This is a genomic window from Streptomyces sp. NPDC003720 (assembly GCF_042875075.1).
Lineage (GTDB): Bacteria > Actinomycetota > Actinomycetes > Streptomycetales > Streptomycetaceae > Streptomyces.
Genome location: NZ_JBIANZ010000004.1, coordinates 525,035 through 543,988, shown reverse-complemented (window position 1 = coordinate 543,988; position 18,954 = coordinate 525,035). Strand labels below are relative to the sequence as shown.

The following is an 18,954-nucleotide window of genomic DNA, read 5'->3' as shown; positions in this document are numbered from 1 at the left end:
GGGCCTGCCCCCGCTGTTCGCGTGTTCGTCGCAGTGCAGCGCCTTCCAGAGAGGACCGAGATGGCCCGTGTCGCATTGGTCAATCTGGCCAGTCTCCCCATGCCCGGCAACGAACCGATCTTTCCGATCGGTCTGCGGTGCGTCCAGGACGCTCTCGACCTGTCAGGCCACCAGACCCGCCTGATCGATTTCGTCGAGGATCCCGGAGCCGTGGACGACCTGGCCTGGGCCACCGAATCCTGGGACGTCATCGGATTCACCATTCGCAACATCGACCCGATCGACATCTCCTGCGACGGCCATGTCGAGCACTACATCCGATTCGTCGACAGAGTGCGCGCGGCTCTGGAAGAGGCCGGCGGCCGTCGCCCCCTCCTGGTCGGCGGGGGCCCGGGATACACCCTGTTCGCCGATCAGCTACGGGCCCTGCTCGGCTTCGACGTAGGTGTCATCGGTCCCGGCGAACAGGCCATGCTCGACATCCTGGCCGCACCCGAGGATCACCGCGGGCTGGGCAAGAACATCACCGGCCGCCGCTACGAGGGCTTCCTGACGGAGGTGCTGCGGCACCCGAAGTCGCTCATGGAGGTCTACACCAGGTTCGAGGGCGCGATGATCGGGGTGGAGACGCGCCGGAAGACCTGTTATCAGGGGTGCGTCTACTGCCCGTACGCGTATCTCAACGGCGACAACAGTGGTGACCTGAAGCCCCTGGACCTCATCGCGTCGGAACTACGGGCGATACACGCCGCGGGAATTCGCCGAGTCTTCTTCACCGATGGCATCTTCAACAGTGAACTCCGCTATGCCAAGGAAGTCGTCAAGCTCATCGCGGAGCTGGCTCTGCCCGGCCTGACCTGGTCGGCGTATTTCACTCCGAAGCCCTTCGACGACGAATTTGCCGCACTCCTTGCGGGGAGCGGGGTCGAATTCGTGGTGATCTCCCCCGACAGTCTCGACAACCGGGTGATGAAGCTCCTCGGGAAGACGTTCGACACGCGGCATGTGGACCGCTGTCTCGAACGGTGCAGGAAACACGGGATACCCGCCCGAGTGAATGTCGTCTTCGGCGGGCCCGGAGACAACGAGGAGAGCGTGCGCAACAGTATCCAGTACATCAATTCCATGCTGGAGGACGGTGAACTGGTCATGCATGTCGGCTACCGCGTCCTGCCCCAGACGGGCATGGCCAGGCAGCTTGGAATGGCCGACGAGGATTTGCTCGCTCCGACGTTCTACCCGTTCCACTCCGACACTTTCTCGTGGATCATCCGAGATCTCGAGAAACGTTTCATGCCTTCCAGCGTCCTTTTCAACTTCATGGCGGCGCGGAGCTCAAGCAAGCGCATGGCCAAGGTGCCGCTCCCGGCGGACTCGCGAGAGCCCGCGCCCACGGAATTCCCGTACCTGGCACTGAGTCGAGAGCTGCCGCTCGCATGACTGCCCCCGAGGGCACGCGGCGGCCCACGACGACCGGCCGGGTGCGCCGGCTGACACCGGAGGACGTCGACGGCGTGCTGCGGATCGTAGAGCTCGAAGAGCTGGACGCTCCGACCCTGACAAGGGAACTCATGAGTGGCGACGACTACCTCTGGCTGGGGCTCGATTCGCCGGACGGTGGCCTGGGAGCCGTTCACCGCAGCATGAAGTGGGGGAACCGCCTCCTACTCAAGGGCGTGTTCGTGAGCGGGCCCCTGCGCGGGAGCGGCGCCGCGCTGCAGCTGGCGTTCGCGCTGCGCGACGCCGCTCGGGACGACGGGTACGCCGGACTGGCCGCTTGGGTCGAACCGCACAAGCCCGAGGCCGCGCTGGCCCGCATGCTGCGGCTGCGATCGACCGGTCCGCTGGTGCACCGGTTCGAGGTGCGGGTACCGGACGACGCGCCGTACGGCGAAGCCTCCGTCACCGGCTGCGGTCGGCTCACAGTGGACCTGCCGGAGCAGTCGGCGTGGGATCCGCTGGTGGCCGATCTGCTCACCGATGACTCCCCCGACGCCGTGCACTGGGTTCACGACCGTCACCGCCTGGTACTGAGCGGTTTTCCGGCGCACTCGGTCTCGGACGTCGGCCTCGTGCTCTCGGCAGCCGCTCCCGTGGCCCGGTCCAAGGGCGCGCGTTACCTGGAGTTCCCGGTCCCCGCCGCGGATCTGTCGGCAGCGTTCTTCCTGGCCTCGGTGAAGGCGCGCCGCCTCAGCCGGACGCCCGTCCGGCTCGGGCGCCTGGATTTCGCGGCCGCTCACCAGAACGCGGTCCGCGACGGGAAGAGGCCGGTCCGCGCATGATGCCGAGTGAAGCACGGGCCCTGTCCCTGCACCCCGACTTGGAGAAGGCACACGCCGAACTCAGCCGTCACGGCGTCGACGCGGCGCAGTTGCGCAAGCTGCTCGGCCACTGCGACGGTCGGCAATGGCGTGAATGGTCGGGCACGGTGGAGCTGTCGGACGAGCACGGCCGACGCACCGACATGGCGGTGCACGTACCGCCATACCGGTCGGGTCGGCGGCTCGGAGCTCTGATCGTCCTGCACGGGGCGGGCGGCAGCGGGGAGCAGGTGCTGCCCTACTTCACCGCCCTCGGGGACAGGCTGTCGATGGCTGTCCTCGCCCCGACGGCGCAGCAGCCCGCGGAGACGTCGAACAACCTCGACCTGGCCGGCATCTTCGGCAGCCGGTTCAGCATGCCCCGCTGGGACCTGGCCGGCCGCGACTTCCCGCTCGCCGCCCTCCGTTGGGCCCGGACCGCGCTGGACGCCGACCCGGACCGCTGTGTCCTCACCGGCGTCTCCATGGGCGGACTGGCCACCTGGAACCTCGGCATGCGGTTCTGGCCCTCCTTCGCCGCCGCCGTCCCGCTCAACGGAGCCCTCTCCATCTGGGAGTCGTTCGGGCCGGACGCACGGACGAGGGCTCTGCTGCCCAACACTCTTCCGCTACCGCTCTTCGTCGTGCACGGCGGCCAGGACACCCGTATTCCGGCGGAGTTCGACCGTGAGTCCGTCCGCATCCTGCAGGATCTCGGACATCGAGACGTGCGGTACGTCGAGGTCCCGGACGGGGCGCACGGCCTGGACACACTCGGACTCACGCCGGACACTCCGCTGTTCAGCAGGATCGAGCAGTGGCTGGGTGGGGCGCGGCGCGGGTCCCAGCCTCTTGAGATCCGCCACCGGGCCGACGAGGACGCCCATGGCCGGGCCCACTGGGTGGCCCTCGGCGGCATCGGGCCGCAACGGCAGGGCGACATCCACGCCCGGTGGACCGTCCCGGACCGGATCGAGATAGCGGCGAGCGGCGCTCAGCGAGTCACGCTCCATCTGTGCGGCGACCGGATCTCTCCCGGTCGAACGATCACCGTGACCGTCAACGGCCAGGTGTCGACCATCGTCTTCGAACCGGACCTGGCGACCGTCCACCGCACCTTCCGGGAGACCGCGGACTCCGGACTCGCCGCCGAACAGGTGGTCCACCTCGACGTGCCGCAACTCCCCGTCAACGAGCCGTCCGAACTGAACGATCGAACGAGGTATCGCGATGCTGACTCGAAGTGAAATACGGTCGTACCTCACTGCTACGGGTCCGGCTCAGGAGGAGCTCTTCGCCGAGGCCCGGCGGCTCAGAGAGGAGTACTACGGGCCGACCGTGATCCTGCGCGGCGTCATCGAGATCACCAATGTGTGCCGGGTGAACTGCGACTACTGTCCGATGCGCAGGGACAACACGCCGGAGAACGACCGCTACTTCATGAGCAGCGACGACATCGTGAAGCGCGCCCGCGACATCCGGGACGCCGGGATCGACATCGTCCTCCTCCAGGGCGGCGAGACGCCTCGCAACCTGGCCACCATGGAGGACGCCATCCCGCGCATCCGCGAGCTGTTCGACGGCCGGGTCGAGATCCTCCTGAATCTCGGCAACCTGCGCCGGAGCCAGTACGAGCGCCTGCGCGACCTGGGGGCCACGAGCTACATCCTCAAGCACGAGACGAGCGACCCCGACCTGCACCAGGCGATCCGCCACGAGTCACTGGACGAGCGCCTGCGCTGCTTCAGGGATCTGATGGACCTCGGCTTCCGGGTGGGGACCGGCCTGATCTCCAGTCTGCCGGGGCAGACCTTGGAGAGCATCGTCGACGACGTCGAGTTGGCCGAGTCGCTCGGGGCGCACATGTGCAGTGTGGCTCCCTTCGTACCGGCGCCCAACACGCCCCTCCAGCTGGAGCCCGCCGGCTCCAACGAGCTCGCGCTCAACACGATCGCCGTCCTGCGGCTCCACCGGCCCCAGATGCTGATCCCGTCCGTGAGCGCTCTGGAGAAGACTTCCGCCGGCGGGCAGTCCAGGGGCCTGGAAGCCGGCGCCAACGTCATGACGGTGAACTTCACCGGCGACAGTAACCAGCATCGCTACCTGATCTACGGCAAGGACCGCTACGTGGTGAGGAAACGACACGTCGAGGATCTGACCAGTGCCTCGGGCCTGCGCCTGCGCGGCTCGGTCTTCCTGGACCCCGACGCGAGCACCGACGTCCCCGTGGGAGCGGGCGGCCGAAAGCGAGTGTCGTGAGCACCTACTCCGTGGCATCCACGAACTTCAGACGCTTCTGGGCCGGTCAGACGCTCTCGCAGTTCGGCACCCGGATCGGCACCCTCGGCCTGTCCGTGACCGCCGTCGAACTCCTCGACGCCAACACCCGGCAGGTCGGAGTACTCGCGGCGGCGTCCACGGTCTGCTACCTCCTCATCGGCCTTCCCGCGGGTGCATGGGTGGACCGGCTGCTCAAGCGCAAGACGATGATGTGGGCCGCGCTCACACGCTGCGTCACCATCCTCGCGGTCCCGCTGCTCTGGCTGACGGGTCACCTGCGGATAGAGGTGCTCTACGTCGTCGCCGTCCTCGTGGGCGTGGTGAGCGTCTTCTTCGACGTCGCCTACCAGTCGTACGTGCCGGTCCTGGTACCCGAGGAGGACATCGGCGCCGCCAACGCACGACTCGAGGCGACGGCCCAGGTGTCGACCCTCGGTGGGCCGGCCCTGGCCGGCCTGCTCATGCGGGTCGTCAGCGCGCCCGTCGTCATGCTCGTGGACGCCTTCACCTATCTCGTCAGCTTCCTCTCCCTGAGCGTGACCAAAGACGCCGAGCAGCGGCCGGCGCCGGCCGCCGGGTCCGAGCGCCGCCTGCTGACCGACGTCGGGGAGGGCCTGCGGTTCGTCCGGGACCAGCCCGTCATCCGGCGGCTGGCGGTCTCCATGGGGGTGTCGAACTTCTTCGCCACCGTGGTCTCCACGCTGGTACCCGTCCTCGTCATGCGCACCATCGGCTTCGACTCGTTCATGCTGGGACTCGTCATGACCTGCGGTGCCGCGGGCGGCGTGCTGGGGGCGCTGCTCGCCCCCAAGGCCCGGCAACGCTTCAGCGCCGGGGCGGTGATGTCCTGTGGTCTGCTCACGGCGGCGTTCTTCACGGTCGCCAACCCCGTGGCGGCCGTCGTCGCCCCGCACGGCAAGATCCTCGCGGGAGCGGTCCTGCTGCTCGGCGAGTTCGGCATGACCGTCGGCGCGCTGCTCTTCAACGTGACCCAGGTCAGCCTCCGGCAGACGCTCTGCCCCAAGAATCTCCTGGGCCGTATGAACGCCTCGATCCGCTTCGTCGTCTGGGGCAGCATGCCGCTGGCGGCGCTGGTAGCAGGCTGGCTCGGCTCGGCGATCGGTGTCACCGCGACGCTGTGGGTCGGCGTGGTCGGCAGCGTGGCGACGGTCCTGCCCATCCTCACCATCGACCGGGTGATGACCTCCGGCCTCGGCCCGGCGGAGGCGCGGAAGCCGAAGGCGGTACGGTGATGTCGCAGGGGCGTCAGGATCTGGTGACGCGCGTTCTGGCGCACGGAGCCCATGTCGACGGCGAACGCATCAACGCCGGCGGGTCCACCTTCCACCTGCTCTGCGACCGCTTGGAGCAGGCCGGCGTGCAGCCCGGCAACATCGTGGTGCTGAAGCACTTGCAGGGCCGCGATCTGGTGATGGCCGCCATGGCGGCCTGGCAGCTGGACGCGGTGCCCCTGCCCTTACCGTTCCAGGAATCCCTTCAGGGCGGCGAGGCCGTCCAGACCTGTCTCGACGCCTGCCAGATCACGGAGACCCTGTCCGTGCTCCCCGCCGCCCCGGAGCACAGGGCCATCCGGCTGGACACCACAGCGGTGCTCCACCTGAGTTCGGGCAGCACCGGCCATCCCAAGATCGCCCGCCGCGGTGTGGCCAGCGTGCTGCAGGACGCGGAGGGCTACCGGGCGGGTCTGGGACTGGTCCCCGGCGACCGTGTGGCGATCCCGGTGCCGCTCGGGCACTCCTTCGGCTGGGGCGTCACCATGAGCGCGCTCCTCAGCGGATGCGACGTCGACGTGACACCCTTCGTCCGGGCGAGCACCCTGGCTCGAAAGGCCGACTCCGGAACCGTGACGGTGCTGGCCGTCACCCCGCCTCTGGCCCGCTTGCTGGCCGAGACCCGACAGCACGGCGAGTCCGGCCCGCGTGCCGCGATGGCGGGCGCCGGCCCGGTGCCGGACGACCTCGACGAGGCGTTCAGGAAGCGGTTCGGCGTACCGCTGCTGCGCGGGTACGGCTCCACCGAGACCGGGGGCACCTTCTTCGGAGACCGGGGAATGGGCCGCCCGGTACCGGGAGTCGACATCGTCGCGCCGCCACCGGGCGAGCGCGGAGAGCTGATCCTGCGGTCGTCCGCACCGGTGGAGGGTTACTTCGGCGACGAACGCGCCCCTCTGACGCAATGGGCCACCGGCGACGTCGTCCGGCACGACGCCGACGGCTGCGTGCACTTCGAGGAGCGGGCCCGCGGACCGCTGCGGCTGAACGGCAGGTTCATCCGTGCCGACGTGACGGAGCACATCCTGCGCTCAGTGCCGGGAGTGACGGACGTGTGCCTGCTGGTCCTGCCCCGCGGCGACAGCCCCGAGACCGAGGACTTCCACGCCGTGGTGGAGGGGGACGCGTCCGCAGAGGATCTGCTCGCGTCCCTGGCCCGCTCCCCGGCCGACGTACCGGTGCCGCGGGTGGTCGTCTGTGAGCGGTTCCCGCTGACCGCGTTGGGCAAGTGGGACCGGGGCGCGTTGATCGAGACGATACGGAAGGCGGGCGGATGACGGACGCGGCGCAGCTGCGAGCTTGTGAACTGCTGGTCGCGAGGCTGGTCGTGGAGGTCATGGCCGATCGGGGGATCGCTGCCCCGGAGGCGGAGGAGTTGGCCGAAGACGCCGAACTGCGAACGCGTGACCTCTCGCTGCTCGGCCTGGGCTCTCTCGACTGGATCGCCCTCGCGACCCGGCTTGAGGACATGATCGGCGCGGAGCTCCCCGACCAGGTGCTGCTCGCTCCTGAGCGGCGGTGCGTTGCGGGCTGGGGAGAAGCGGTCCTGGCGGCCCGGACGGCTCGGTACGGGGCCCAGTACCAGACCCATTGATCGCGGAGGTGGGGAACGTGCACGAAACACAGCGGGGACGCCGCTACATCGTCATCGACGACTTCCTGAGCCCACCGGACTTCGCCGCGGCTCAGGACCTCATGGAAAGCGCGGCGTTCACCCTGCGGGAGAGCGTCATCTCGGCCGAGGACGGGTCGGCATTCCGCTCCCGAGGCAGCCGCTTCGGTCCGGATCTGGGGACACCGGGCGCCCTGGGACAGCCCCGGGTGTACGAGGAACTGGCCCGGGTGGTGCGTGCGTACGCCCACTTCTACGGTGCGGCAGGCACCGATTGGGACCGGATCATGTTCGCCTTCTGGAAGTACCCGGCGGGCAGCCGACTCGGCTGGCACAACGATGCCGGGCTGGGCCGGCAGGGCGAGTTCATCCTCTTTCTTCACGACCGGTGGCGTCCCTCCTGGGGTGGTGAGCTGAAGCTGATCGATGAAGATCCTCAGCCGGTGACCGAGGACGAGACCGCCGAGAACGACCTGGTGCTGCGGATGGAGGCACGGATCGAGCGCAGCACGTCCAGCCCCGTCGCGATCGTGCCGAAGCCGAACCGGCTGGTGATGGTCAAGTCGGACACCGTCCACACCATCGGCCGGGTGGACCACACCGCAGGCGACACACTGCGCCGCACGCTCACGGGTTTCGTGTCGAAGAGCCCGGCGCGTGAACGGACGCGAGCGAGCGCGTTGGAGAGCCTCAGCGCGATGCTCACCGGCAACTGATCTCGTCCGCCGGCCTTCCGGCCGCATCCACGACCGACGACGCCTGGAGGAACGCATGCAACCGTGGCTTGCCGAGAGCCCGGCCTACCTGGAGCGATGGATCGAGGAGCAGGAAGTCGACCGCGCCTCACTGGAACGGGTCCTCACCGGCCTGGACATCGTGCTCCAGGGCAAGGTGAGCGAGCACATGAGCGGCGGTCAGGAACCGAACCTGTTCGTCCCCGGCCTGTCCGAGGTCGCCTGGTGGGACGACGACCTCTTCCCGTGGCTGTCGCAGGTGGAAGCGGCCACGGAGGACATCACACGGGAGTTCGAGAGCTTGGGCGGCCTGGCGGGCAAACGGGTCGTCGCCAATCCGACCGAACTCGCCGACGAAGGTCGGTGGTCTGCGCACTATCTCTACCACTCGGCCAAGTCCTACCCCAGGAACATCGACGCCTGCCCGAAAACCGTGAAGGTGCTCGAACCGATCCCGGGCGCCTTGGGCTGCGGCATGACGTACTTCTCGGTCCTGGACCCCGGCACGCACATCGCGGCGCACACCGGCTTCACCAACGCTCACCTTCGCTGCCACCTCGGCCTGGTCACCCCGCAGGGCGCCCGGTTCCGAGTCGGCAGCGAGACGAGGGAGTGGGAGACCGGCAAGGCGTTCGTCTTCGACGACTCCTTCGAGCACGAGGTGTGGAACGACAGTGCCGAAGGCCGCGCGGTGCTGCTGTTCGACATATGGCACCCCGAACTCACCGAGATCGAGGTCCGCGCCATCACCTACCTGATGGAGGTCTCGCGCAAGCTGATCTACCGGACCTTCTGGGCTAAGGAGTTCGTGGCCTGACCCCAGGACTCAACTGGCGTGTAACAGAAAACCCCAGGTCAGCAACATGCGACCTGGGGTTTCTCGGAGCCGCTTTCGGGATTCGAACCCGAGACCTACGCATTACGAGTGCGTTGCTCTGGCCATCTGAGCTAAAGCGGCGCGTTGCCCGCACCATGGTGCGATCAGCAACGTCGGTAAGTCTACACAGTTTCGTGGGGTGCTTCGTACCCGCCCCGGAGCAGGGGGGCCGCGGGGCGGGTACGGGTGCTACGAGCAGCGTTTTCCGGGGGGTGGCGGGGTGCCGTTGAGGAGGTAGGCGTTGATCGCCGAGTCGATGCAGGAGCTGCCGCGGCCGTAGGCGGTGTGGCCGTCGCCGACGTAGGTGAGGAGGCGGGCCGAGGAGAGCTGGGCGGCCAGGGACTGAGCCCAGCGGTAGGGGGTCGCCGGGTCGCGGGTGGTGCCGACGACCACGATGGGGGCGGCGCCCTTCGCCTCGATCCGGTGCGGCTCGCCGACGGCCCTCACCGGCCAGTACGCGCAGTTCAGCGAGGCCCAGGCCAGGCCCTCGCCGAAGACCGGGGACGCCTTCTCGAACGCGGGCAGCGCCTTCTCCACCTGCGCGGGGCCGGTGAAGGCGGGCGGCAGGTCGAGGCAGTTCACGGCGGCGTTGGCCATCATCAGGTTGCTGTACTGGCCCTTCGCGTCCCGCTCGTAGTAGCTGTCGGAGAGGGCGAGCAGGCCCGCGCCGTCGTTCTTCCGCATCGCCGAGGACAACGCCGCGCGGAGCTGCCCCCAGGCCGCCTGGTCGTACATCGCGGCGATCACACCGGTGGTGGCCAGGGACTCGCCGAGTCTGCGGCCGCTCGCGTCGCCCGCCGGGACGGGGTGGGCGTCCAGCTTCTGGAAGAAGGCCTTGAGATGGTCGCCGACCTGCGCGGGGGTCGTGCCCTTGCCGCCGAGCGGGCAGTCGGACCGGTGCACGCAGTTCTTCGCGAACGCCTGGAACGCCGTCTCGAAGCCGGCCGTCTGGTCCAGGTTGACCCGGCGGGAGTCGAGCGAGGGGTCGATCGCGCCGTCCAGGACCAGCCGGCCCACCCGGTTCGGAAACAGACCGGCGTACGTCGCGCCGAGGAAGGTGCCGTACGACGCCCCGACGTAGTTCAGCTTGGAATCGCCCAGCACCGCCCGCAGGATGTCCATGTCCCGCGCCGCGTCGACGGTGGACACGTGCCGCAGCAGCCGCGCCGAGCGCGCCCCGCAGCTCTCCGCGAACTTGCGGTACTGCGCGACCAGCGTGTTCGTCTCCTGCTGGTCGTCGGGGGTCACATCGGTCTGGGTGAAGGCGTCCATCTGGCGCCCGTCGAGGCACTCGACCGGCTCGCTGCGCGCGACGCCCCGCGGATCCATCGCGACCATGTCGTAGAGCGCGCGGACCTCGGCCGGGTAGCCGATCCCGGCGTACTGCTCCAGGTAGTTGATGGCGGAGCCGCCCGGGCCGCCCGGGTTGACCAGCAGCGAGCCGAGTCTGTCCTTGCCGGTGGCGCCCTTGCGCGCGACGGCCAGCTTGATGTCGCCCGCGCCGGGGTCGGCGTAGTCGAGCGGCGCCTTCATCGTGGCGCACTGGAAGCCGGCGACTCCGCAGGCCCGCCAGCGCAGGTGCTGGTCGTAGTACGGGGCCAGTGCCGGGGGCGTGGTCCGCGGCAGCGCGGCCAGCGCCGCCTCCGCCGCGCCGGTGGACGTCGTCGTACTGCCGGCGGAGCAGGCGGACACGAGCAGCGCGGCGGCCGCGACCAGGGCGCCCGCGACCCGGGCCGTCACCCGGGATCGGGACCGGGGGCGCGTTCCGGTGCTGGTCCGGCCGGTCCGTAGGGGCCGGCGGAGGGAGGGCCAGGTGTGCATCAGCCGATCGTAACGCTGAGCGACGCGATGAGTACGCGGCGTACGGGACGTGGCCTCGTACGGAGGACGAAGCCGTCAACCACCGTACGCCCGGCTCACCCCGCCCGCAGCGCCATCGTCATCGCCTCCACCGCGAGCAGCGGGGCCACATTGCGGTCCAGGGCGTCCCGGCAGGCGGCGATCGCCTCGATGCGGCGCAGCGTGGCCTCCGGACTGCTGCCGCGGGCCAGCCGGTCCAGGGCGTCCTCGGCGTCGCCGTTGGCGATGGCGACGCGGGAGCCGAGCTGGAGGGCGAGAACGTCGCGGTAGAAGCCGGTGAGATCGCCGAGCGCGACGTCGAGGCTGTCGCGCTGGGTGCGGGTTCTGCGGCGCTTCTGCATCTCCTCGAGATCCTTCACCGCCCCCGCCGTGCCGCGCGGCAGCCGACCGCCCTGGGCCGCGCCCAGCGCCGCCTTCAGGTCCTCGGTCTCCTTGCCGTCCATCTCCTCGGCGAGCTGCTTGGCGTCCTCCGCCGCCGCGTCGACCAGCTCCTGCGCCGCCCTGAGGCAGGCCCCGATCTCGTCCAGCCGCAGCGGGAGCCGGAGCACGGCGGCCCGGCGCTCGCGGGCGGCGGGGTCGGTGGCCAGGCGGCGGGCCCGGTCGACATGGCCCTGGGTGGCGCGTGCGGCGGCCATGGCTGCCGCGGGTTCGACGCCGTCGCGGCGTACGAGCATGTCGGCGACGGCCTCGACCGAGGGCGTGCGCAGGTTCAAGTGGCGGCAGCGGGAGCGGATCGTGGGCAGGACGTCCTCGACCGAGGGGGCGCACAGCAGCCACACCGTGCGGGGCGCGGGCTCCTCCACGGCCTTCAGGACGGCGTTCGCCGACTTCTCGTTCAGCCGCTCGGCGTCCTCGACCAGGATGATCTGCCAGCGGCCGTTGGCCGGCGCGGTGTACGACTTGCGGACCGTGTCCCGCATGTCCTTCACCAGGATCTCGGCGCCCACGGCGGCGACCGTGCTGACATCGGCGTGGGTGCCCAGCAGCGCGGTGTGGCAGCCGTCGCAGAACCCGCAGCCGGGGGTGCCGCCGAGGGCGCGGTCCGGGCTCACGCACTGCAGGGCCGCGGCGAAGGCCCGCGCCGCCTGGTTGCGGCCGGCTCCGGGCGGGCCGGTGAACAGCCACGCGTGCGTCATCCTCGACGCCTCCGGCGCCGGCCGGCTCTCAACGGCGGCCGTGACGAGGGCGTCGGCGTCCCGCGCGGCGCCGTCGAGCACCGCGCTCACCTTGTCCTGTCCGACGAGGTCGTCCCACACGGTCATGGGTCGCGCCGTCCTTTCGTCACACTCCGCGTTCCGCCCTCCATTGTGCGGGCGGGCACTGACAACGACGGTGGCGCCCGCCGGTACCCCGTGGGGTCCGGCGGGCGCCACCCGGTGTTCCTCACCCGGCCTGCCCGTTCGGCAGGCCTTCTCCGGTGTGCCCTCGGCGTCGGCGCTCAGCCGCGCCGGCCGCGGCCACGCCGCCGGCGGGGCTCGTCGTCGCCGGACTCGTCGTGCTCCGGCTCACGGTCGCCGTAGGACCCGAGCAGTTCGTCCGCCAGGGAGGGCAGGTCGTCCAGCGGGGTCTCCTCGGCCCAGTCGGACCGGGGGCGGCGCCGGGGCGTGCCGTCGGCGCCGATCTGGGGCATCTCCCGCGTGCGGTCCTCGCCGCCGTCGGGACGGGCGGCGCTCCGGCCGTCCGCGGAGTCCTCCCGGAAGTAGCCGGGCGGCACCCGGTGCGCGGGGTCGTCGTCCCGTACCGGCGGCAGCACGGCGGTCTCGTCGGCGGCGCCGGAAGGCACCGGCGGCAGTACGGCCGTCTCGTCGGCCGACACGGGCGGCAGCACGGCGGTCTCGTCCGCTGCGCCCGAAGGGGCCGGCGGCTGCGGCAGCTCGGCCGTCACCTCGGAGTCGGGGACGCGGCCGGCCGTGCGCGCGTCCTCGGCGCGCTCCTCGCGCACCGGCCGCAGCACCGCCGTCTCGTCGTCGCCCGGCGAGACGACGGGCGTGGGCACCGTCTCCGCCGTGCCCGGCGAGACCACCGGCGTCGCCACGGTCGCCGCGTCGGGCGTCATGCCCGGGACCTTCGGCTGCTGCGCGCCGGGACGGCGGGCCGCGGTGTCGGCCGCGGCGGCCGCGGCGGCCGCCTGCCGGCGGGCCTCCTCGGCGCGCAGCAGCGCCTCCTCGGCCTTCCGCTGCTTGTCCAGGCGCCGTGCCTCTTCCTCGGCGCGCAGGCGGGCCTGCCGTGCTTCCTCGTCGGCGCGCAGCCGGGCCTCCTCCTCGGCCTGCCGGCGCCGCCGCTCCTCCTCGGCCCGGCGGCGGGCCTCCTCCTCGGCGCGGGCCTTCTCCTCGGCGAGCAGCCGCTGCCGCTCCTCCTCGGCTCGGCGGGCGGCCTCCTCGGCCCGCTGCCGGGCCTCCTCCGCCTGCCGCTCGGCCTCGCGGCGCTGCGCCTCCTCCAGCTCACGGCGCTTGCGCTCCTCCTCCTCGGCGCGCAGCTTGGCGAGCTGCTCCTGCCGCTCACGCTCCAGGCGCTCCTCCTCGGCCTTGCGCGCCGCCTCCTCCTCGGCCTTGCGGCGGGCTTCCTCCTCGGCCTTCTTCCGCGCCTCCTCCTGGGCCTTGATCTCGGCCTCGGACAGCGGCAGCACCGTGTCGAGCCGGTGCCGGATCACGGTGGTGACGGCCTCGGGCTCCTGCCCGCCGTCCACGACCAGGTAGCGACCGGGGTCGGAGGCGGCGAGGGTGAGGAAACCGGCCCGTACGCGCGCGTGGAACTCGGCCGGCTCCGACTCGAGCCGGTCGGGGGCCTCGGTGAACCGCTCGCGGGCGGCCTCCGGCGCGACGTCCAGCAGGACGGTGAGGTGCGGGACGAGTCCGTCGGTGGCCCACCGGTTGATGCGGGCGACCTCGGTCGGGGACAGGTCGCGGCCCGCGCCCTGGTAGGCGACGGACGAGTCGATGTACCGGTCCGAGATGACGACGGCGCCGCGCTCCAGGGCGGGACGTACGACCGTGTCGACGTGCTCGGCGCGGTCGGCCGCGTACAGCAGCGCCTCCGCGCGGTGGGACAGCCCTGCCGAGGACACGTCCAGCAGGATCGAGCGCAGCCGCTTGCCGACCGGCGTGGCGCCCGGCTCGCGGGTCAGCACGACCTCGTGGCCCTTGGCCCGGATCCACTCCGCGAGTGCCTCGGCCTGGGTGGACTTGCCGGCGCCGTCGCCGCCCTCGAGGGCGATGAAGAAACCGCCCGCCGTCTGCGTGGTGACCGGGTCGTCACCGCCCAGCAGCGCGTCCTTGAGGTCGTGCCGCAGCGGGACGCCGGAACGGTCGTCGGCCTTGGCGAGGACGATCACGGCCACCGGCAGCAGCAGCGCGCCGACCAGCATGAGCGTGAACGAGGCGCCGCCGTGCGCGAAGACGAACTTTCCGTTCTCCAGCCGGTGCGGGCCGATGAGCCCCGCGACGACGGGCGCGATCAGGGCGCCGAGCGCTATGAAGATGCGCACGACCGCGTGCAGGTGCTCGGTGGTGCGCGCCCTGCGGTACTCCTCGGTCTCCTGGTCCAGCAGGGCGTGCCCGGTGTTGGCGGCGATGCCCGCGCCGATGCCGGCCAGCGTGACGATCAGCAGCACGGTGGTGACGTCCGGTACCAGCCCGGCGGCCAGCAGGGCGATGCCGGTGAAAGCGATGGCGAGCGCGAGGAGCCGGCGGCGCGAGAGCGACGGCAGCACCGAGGGAGCGGTGCGGATGCCGACGGCGACTCCGCCGGTCAGGCCGAGGACCAGCAGGCCGTAGAGGACCGGGCCGCCGCCCAGGTCCCTGGCGTGCAGCACGCACACCGCGACGGCGGCGGCGATGGCTCCGGCGACGGCCGCGCAGGCGGGCACGAGCAGCGGGATGGCGCCGGTGCGGCCCTTGTCGACACCGGTGCCGGTGCGCGGGCGGCGCAGCCCCTCCAGCGGGGACCGCGCGCGCGGGGTGCGCGTGTCCGGCAGCTCCAGGGAGGTCAGCACGGACAGGGACGCGGCGAACAGGCCGGCCGCGACATAGGAGCCGAGGGCCGCCTGGTGCTGGTCGAACCAGGCCACGCCGGTGCCGAGCAGGTTGTTCAGCAGGGCGGCCACGACCAGGACGGCGGCGGCCAGCGGGACGGCCAGGAAGGCGGTGCGCAGCGCGAGCCGGCGCAGGGCGTCCAGGTGGTCCGGCAGCGGCCGTACCGTCGCTCCCTCCGGGGGCGGGGCGGGCAGCAGGGCGGGGGCCGCGCTCTCCCGGCACACCGTCCACAGCCGCTCCGCGACGCCCGTGACGAAGACGGTCACCAGCAGGACGGCGAGCGCGTTGTCAGGGATCCAGTCGATCCACAGGGGCGCGACGATCAGCAGCGCGACCCGCAGGCCGTCGGCGCCGACCATCGTCCAGCGGCGGTCGAGCGGACCGTCCTGGGCGGTGAGCGCGGTCAGCGGGCCGAGGAGGACGGCGCCGAACAGCAGAGTGGCGAGGATGCGTGCCGCGAAGACGGTCGCCACTGCGAACGCCGCGCCCCGGTACCCCCCGCCGAAGGAGCCCTCGGACACGGCCGCCTGGAGGACCAGGACGATCAGTACGAGGAGGGCGAGACAGTCACCGACACCGCTCACGAGCTGCGCGCTCCACAGGCGCTTCACCTGGGGTCGGCGCAGCAGTGAGCGGACGGCGCGCTCGCGGGAGTCCGCGACCAGGGCGTCGTCCGGTGCTGGCGTGGGGGCCGTTGGCTGCTCGGCTCGCGTCATGCGTTCAGCCTATCCGCAGGCGCCGACACCACACCCATCACTCCTGACGTGTGCACGCCCCGACATCAAAGTGATGCCGGGGCGTTCGTTTCGCGAAGCCGGAGCCGCGGGGCCGGCGCCGGACCGGAGGCGGGGCCGGCCGGAGTGACGGTCCGGCCGGCGACCCGGCGGGGTGTCAGTCCTCCGTGCCCGCGGCCGTCGCCTTCGAGGCCGTCGCCTTCTTCGCGGTCGTCTTCGTGGCCGTGGTCTTCTTCGCGGTGGTCTTCTTCGCGGCCGCCGCCGTCTTCTTCGCCGCCGTCTTCTTGGCCGCGGTCTTCTTCGCGGGAGCGGCCTTCTTCGCGGTGGCCTTCTTCGCCGTCTTCTTCGCGGGGCCCTTCGCCCGCTTCTCGGCGAGCAGTTCGAAGCCGCGCTCCGGGGTGATCGTCTCGACGCTGTCGCCGGAGCGCAGGGTCGCGTTGGTCTCCCCGTCGGTGACGTACGGCCCGAAGCGGCCGTCCTTGACCACGACCGGCTTGGCGGACACCGGGTCCTCGCCCAGCTCCTTCAGCGGGGGCTTGGCGGCGGCCCGGCCACGCTGCTTCGGCTGCGCGTAGATAGCCAGCGCCTCTTCCAGCGTGATGGTGAAGAGCTGCTCCTCGGCCTGCAGCGAGCGCGAGTCGGTGCCCTTCTTCAGGTAGGGGCCGTAGCGGCCGTTCTGCGCGGTGATCTCCACGCCCTCGGCGTCCGCGCCGACGACACGCGGCAGCGACATCAGCCGCAGCGCGTCGTCGAGGGTCACCGTGTCCAGCGACATCGACTTGAAGAGGGAGGCCGTCCGCGGCTTCACCGCGTTCTTGCCGGTCTTCGGGGTGCCCTCGGGCAGCACCTCGGTGACGTAGGGGCCGTAACGGCCGTCCTTGGCGACGATCTGGTGGCCGCTCACCGGGTCGGTGCCCAGCTCGAAGTCGCCGCTCGGCTTGGCCAGCAGTTCCTCGGCCAGGTCGACGGTCAGCTCGTCGGGCGCCAGGTCGGCCGGGATGTCGGCGCGCTGGTGCTGCTCGGTGTCCTTCTCGCCGCGCTCGATGTAGGGGCCGTAGCGGCCCACCCGCAGCACGATGTCGTTGCCCACCGGGAAGGAGGACACCTCGCGCGCGTCGATCGCGCCCAGGTCGGTCACCAGCTCCTTGAGACCGCCGAGGTGGTCCCCGTCGCCGTTGCCGGCGTCCGCCGCGCCCGCGGCGAAGCCGCTGTCCGGCGCCGTCTCGCCGAAGTAGAACCGCTTCAGCCACGGCACGGCACGCGCCTCGCCGCGGGCGATGCGGTCGAGGTCGTCCTCCATGCGCGCGGTGAAGTCGTAGTCGACCAGCCGGCCGAAGTGCTTCTCCAGCAGGTTGACCACGGCGAAGGACAGGAAGGACGGCACCAGGGCCGTGCCCTTCTTGAAGACGTAGCCGCGGTCGAGGATGGTGCCGATGATCGACGCGTACGTCGACGGGCGGCCGATCTCCCGCTCCTCGAGCTCCTTGACCAGGCTGGCCTCGGTGTAGCGGGCCGGAGGCTTGGTGGCGTGGCCGTCGACCGTGATCTCCTCGGCGGACAGCGCGTCGCCCTCGGCGACCTGCGGCAGCCGGCGCTCGCGGTCGTCCAGCTCGGCGTTCGGGTCGTCGGCGCCCTCGACGTAGGCCTTGAGGAAGCCGTGGAAGGTGATCGTCTTGCCGGACGCGCTGAACTCGACGTCCCGGCCGTCGGCCGCGGTGCCGCCGATCTTCACGGTCACGCTGTTCCCGGTCGCGTCCTTCATCTGGGAGGCGACGGTCCGCTTCCAGATCAGCTCGTAGAGCTTGAACTGGTCGCCGGTCAGGCCGGTCTCGGCCGGGGTGCGGAAACGATCACCCGAGGGCCGGATCGCCTCGTGCGCCTCCTGCGCGTTCTTGACCTTCCCGGCGTACGTACGCGGCCGGTCCGGCAGGTAGTCGGCGCCGTAGAGCTGGGTGACCTGGGCGCGGGCCGCCGCGACCGCAGTCTCGCTCAGCGTCGTGGAGTCCGTACGCATGTACGTGATGTAGCCGTTCTCGTACAGCTTCTGGGCGACCTGCATCGTCGCCTTCGCGCCGAAGCCGAGCTTGCGGCTCGCCTCCTGCTGCAGCGTCGTCGTACGGAACGGGGCGTACGGCGAGCGGCGGTAGGGCTTGGACTCGACGGAGCGCACGGAGAAGCGGGTGTTCTCCAGCGCGGCGGCCAGGGCACGGGCGTTCGCCTCGTCGAGGTGCAGGGTGTTCGCGCCCTTGAGCTGACCCAGGGAGTCGAAGTCGCGGCCCTGCGCGACCCGCCTGCCGTCGACGGTCTGCAGACGCGCGACCAGCGACGAGGGGTCCGAGGGGTCACCGGCGCGGCCGGTGGCGAAGGTGCCCGTCAGATCCCAGTACTCGGCGGAGCGGAAGGCGATGCGCTCGCGTTCGCGCTCGACGACGAGCCGGGTAGCGACGGACTGGACGCGGCCGGCCGACAGCCGCGGCATGACCTTCTTCCACAGGACCGGCGAGACCTCGTAGCCGTAGAGGCGGTCGAGGATGCGGCGGGTCTCCTGTGCGTCGACCATGCGCTGGTTGAGGTCGCGGGGGTTGGCGACGGCCTCGCGGATCGCGTCCTTGGTGATCTCGTGGAAGACCATCCGCTTGACCGGGACCTTGGGCTTCAGGACCTCGAGGAGGTGCCACGCGATGGCCTCGCCCTCGCGGTCCTCATCGGTGGCGAGGAAGAGCTCGTCGGAGTCCTTCAGCAGGTCCTTGAGCTTCCGGACCTGTGCCTTCTTGTCCGCGTTGACGACATAGATCGGCTCGAAGTCGTGCTCGACGTCCACACCGAGCCGGCGTACCTCGCCGGTGTACTTCTCGGGTACCTCCGCGGCACCGTTCGGAAGGTCGCGGATGTGCCCGACGCTCGCTTCGACTACGTAGCCGGGGCCCAGGTAGCCCTTGATCGTCTTCGCCTTGGCAGGCGACTCGACGATGACGAGTCGGCGGCCGCCCTGTGCGGTCTCGCTGGTCGGGGACAACTTCGCTCTTCTCTCCGGTCGACGCCGGCCGCTCCCCCCGGTCTTCGCTTCGGGGTCGCGCCGTGCTTCTGGCTCTTGTGACGCTGCGGAGTGTGACGGTACATCCCGCCCCCGTGTCAAACGGGAAAAGCCCACAACGGCCACTCGAACGGTAACCCGACTACCGGCATTCCTGCCGCCCGGACTCCACGGCTGTCCCCGCCGTCCTGTCCGGAGCG

At 71.0% G+C, this 18,954-nt stretch carries 13 protein-coding genes and 1 tRNA gene; 9 read left to right on the top strand and 5 right to left on the bottom strand.

What is annotated here, in order from left to right; genetic code table 11:
* Positions 1-21 precede the first annotated feature (21 nt).
* From ACFYU0_RS14215 to ACFYU0_RS14175, 9 genes are read left to right on the top strand one after another with little or no spacing between them, the layout of a single operon-like run.
* Positions 22-1,440: a B12-binding domain-containing radical SAM protein gene (locus tag ACFYU0_RS14215; RefSeq protein ID WP_389300778.1), complete on the top strand. Its 1,419-nt coding sequence runs from the start codon at positions 22-24 to the stop codon at positions 1,438-1,440.
* Between the two features lie 41 nt (positions 1,441-1,481).
* Positions 1,482-2,282, top strand: coding sequence for a hypothetical protein (locus tag ACFYU0_RS14210; protein ID WP_351667338.1), 801 nt, complete (start codon positions 1,482-1,484; stop codon positions 2,280-2,282).
* Positions 2,279-3,547: a hypothetical protein gene (locus ACFYU0_RS14205; RefSeq protein WP_389300775.1), complete on the top strand. Its 1,269-nt coding sequence runs from the start codon at positions 2,279-2,281 to the stop codon at positions 3,545-3,547. The genes ACFYU0_RS14210 and ACFYU0_RS14205 overlap by 4 nt, the downstream gene beginning before the upstream one ends.
* A complete protein-coding gene (locus ACFYU0_RS14200) occupies positions 3,531-4,559 on the top strand; it encodes a radical SAM protein (protein ID WP_351667340.1) in 1,029 nt (342 codons plus the stop codon). Before ACFYU0_RS14205 ends, ACFYU0_RS14200 begins: the two co-directional genes overlap by 17 nt.
* Positions 4,560-4,570: 11 nt before the next feature.
* The gene (locus ACFYU0_RS14195; RefSeq protein ID WP_389300770.1) at positions 4,571-5,833 is read left to right on the top strand and encodes an MFS transporter; all 1,263 of its coding nucleotides are present in this window, start codon (positions 4,571-4,573) and stop codon (positions 5,831-5,833) included.
* A complete protein-coding gene (locus tag ACFYU0_RS14190; RefSeq protein WP_389300767.1) occupies positions 5,833-7,149 on the top strand; it encodes a class I adenylate-forming enzyme family protein in 1,317 nt (438 codons plus the stop codon). Before ACFYU0_RS14195 ends, ACFYU0_RS14190 begins: the two co-directional genes overlap by 1 nt.
* Positions 7,146-7,466: a phosphopantetheine-binding protein gene (locus ACFYU0_RS14185; protein ID WP_389300764.1), complete on the top strand. Its 321-nt coding sequence runs from the start codon at positions 7,146-7,148 to the stop codon at positions 7,464-7,466. The genes ACFYU0_RS14190 and ACFYU0_RS14185 overlap by 4 nt, the downstream gene beginning before the upstream one ends.
* 17 nt (positions 7,467-7,483) lie before the next feature.
* The gene (locus ACFYU0_RS14180) at positions 7,484-8,200 is read left to right on the top strand and encodes a 2OG-Fe(II) oxygenase (protein WP_351667347.1); all 717 of its coding nucleotides are present in this window, start codon (positions 7,484-7,486) and stop codon (positions 8,198-8,200) included.
* A gap of 55 nt (positions 8,201-8,255) precedes the next feature.
* On the top strand, positions 8,256-9,035 hold the full coding sequence (locus ACFYU0_RS14175; RefSeq protein WP_389300760.1) for an aspartyl/asparaginyl beta-hydroxylase domain-containing protein: 780 nt from the start codon (positions 8,256-8,258) through the stop codon (positions 9,033-9,035).
* A 67-nt stretch (positions 9,036-9,102) separates the two neighbouring features.
* Here the strand turns inward: ACFYU0_RS14175 and ACFYU0_RS14170 are convergent.
* The 5 genes from ACFYU0_RS14170 to topA form a co-directional block, all read right to left on the bottom strand.
* A tRNA-Thr gene (locus tag ACFYU0_RS14170) sits at positions 9,103-9,176 on the bottom strand.
* Between the two features lie 108 nt (positions 9,177-9,284).
* Entirely contained in the window at positions 9,285-10,916 is a 1,632-nt protein-coding gene (locus tag ACFYU0_RS14165; protein WP_389300758.1) for an alpha/beta hydrolase, read from the bottom strand.
* 95 nt (positions 10,917-11,011) lie between these two features.
* On the bottom strand, positions 11,012-12,217 hold the full coding sequence (locus ACFYU0_RS14160) for a DNA polymerase III subunit delta' (RefSeq protein WP_389300756.1): 1,206 nt from the start codon (positions 12,215-12,217) through the stop codon (positions 11,012-11,014).
* A 176-nt stretch (positions 12,218-12,393) separates the two neighbouring features.
* Entirely contained in the window at positions 12,394-15,702 is a 3,309-nt protein-coding gene (gene tmk, locus ACFYU0_RS14155) for a dTMP kinase (protein WP_389300753.1), read from the bottom strand.
* A 175-nt stretch (positions 15,703-15,877) separates the two neighbouring features.
* Positions 15,878-18,736, bottom strand: a complete 2,859-nt coding sequence (gene topA, locus ACFYU0_RS14150) for a type I DNA topoisomerase (RefSeq protein WP_351667357.1) — start codon at positions 18,734-18,736, stop codon at positions 15,878-15,880.
* Positions 18,737-18,954: the final 218 nt, after the last annotated feature.

Excerpts from the sequence above, each read along its gene's own strand:
- ACFYU0_RS14205 (WP_389300775.1), top strand. The coding sequence starts at position 2,279 with ATGATGCCGAGTGAAGCACGGGCCCTGTCCCTGCACCCCGACTTGGAG.
- ACFYU0_RS14200 (WP_351667340.1), top strand. The coding sequence starts at position 3,531 with ATGCTGACTCGAAGTGAAATACGGTCGTACCTCACTGCTACGGGTCCG.
- ACFYU0_RS14190 (WP_389300767.1), top strand. The coding sequence starts at position 5,833 with ATGTCGCAGGGGCGTCAGGATCTGGTGACGCGCGTTCTGGCGCACGGA.
- ACFYU0_RS14185 (WP_389300764.1), top strand. The coding sequence starts at position 7,146 with ATGACGGACGCGGCGCAGCTGCGAGCTTGTGAACTGCTGGTCGCGAGG.
- ACFYU0_RS14175 (WP_389300760.1), top strand. The coding sequence starts at position 8,256 with ATGCAACCGTGGCTTGCCGAGAGCCCGGCCTACCTGGAGCGATGGATC.
- ACFYU0_RS14165 (WP_389300758.1), bottom strand. The coding sequence starts at position 10,916 with ATGCACACCTGGCCCTCCCTCCGCCGGCCCCTACGGACCGGCCGGACC.
- ACFYU0_RS14160 (WP_389300756.1), bottom strand. The coding sequence starts at position 12,217 with ATGACCGTGTGGGACGACCTCGTCGGACAGGACAAGGTGAGCGCGGTG.
- tmk (WP_389300753.1), bottom strand. The coding sequence starts at position 15,702 with ATGACGCGAGCCGAGCAGCCAACGGCCCCCACGCCAGCACCGGACGAC.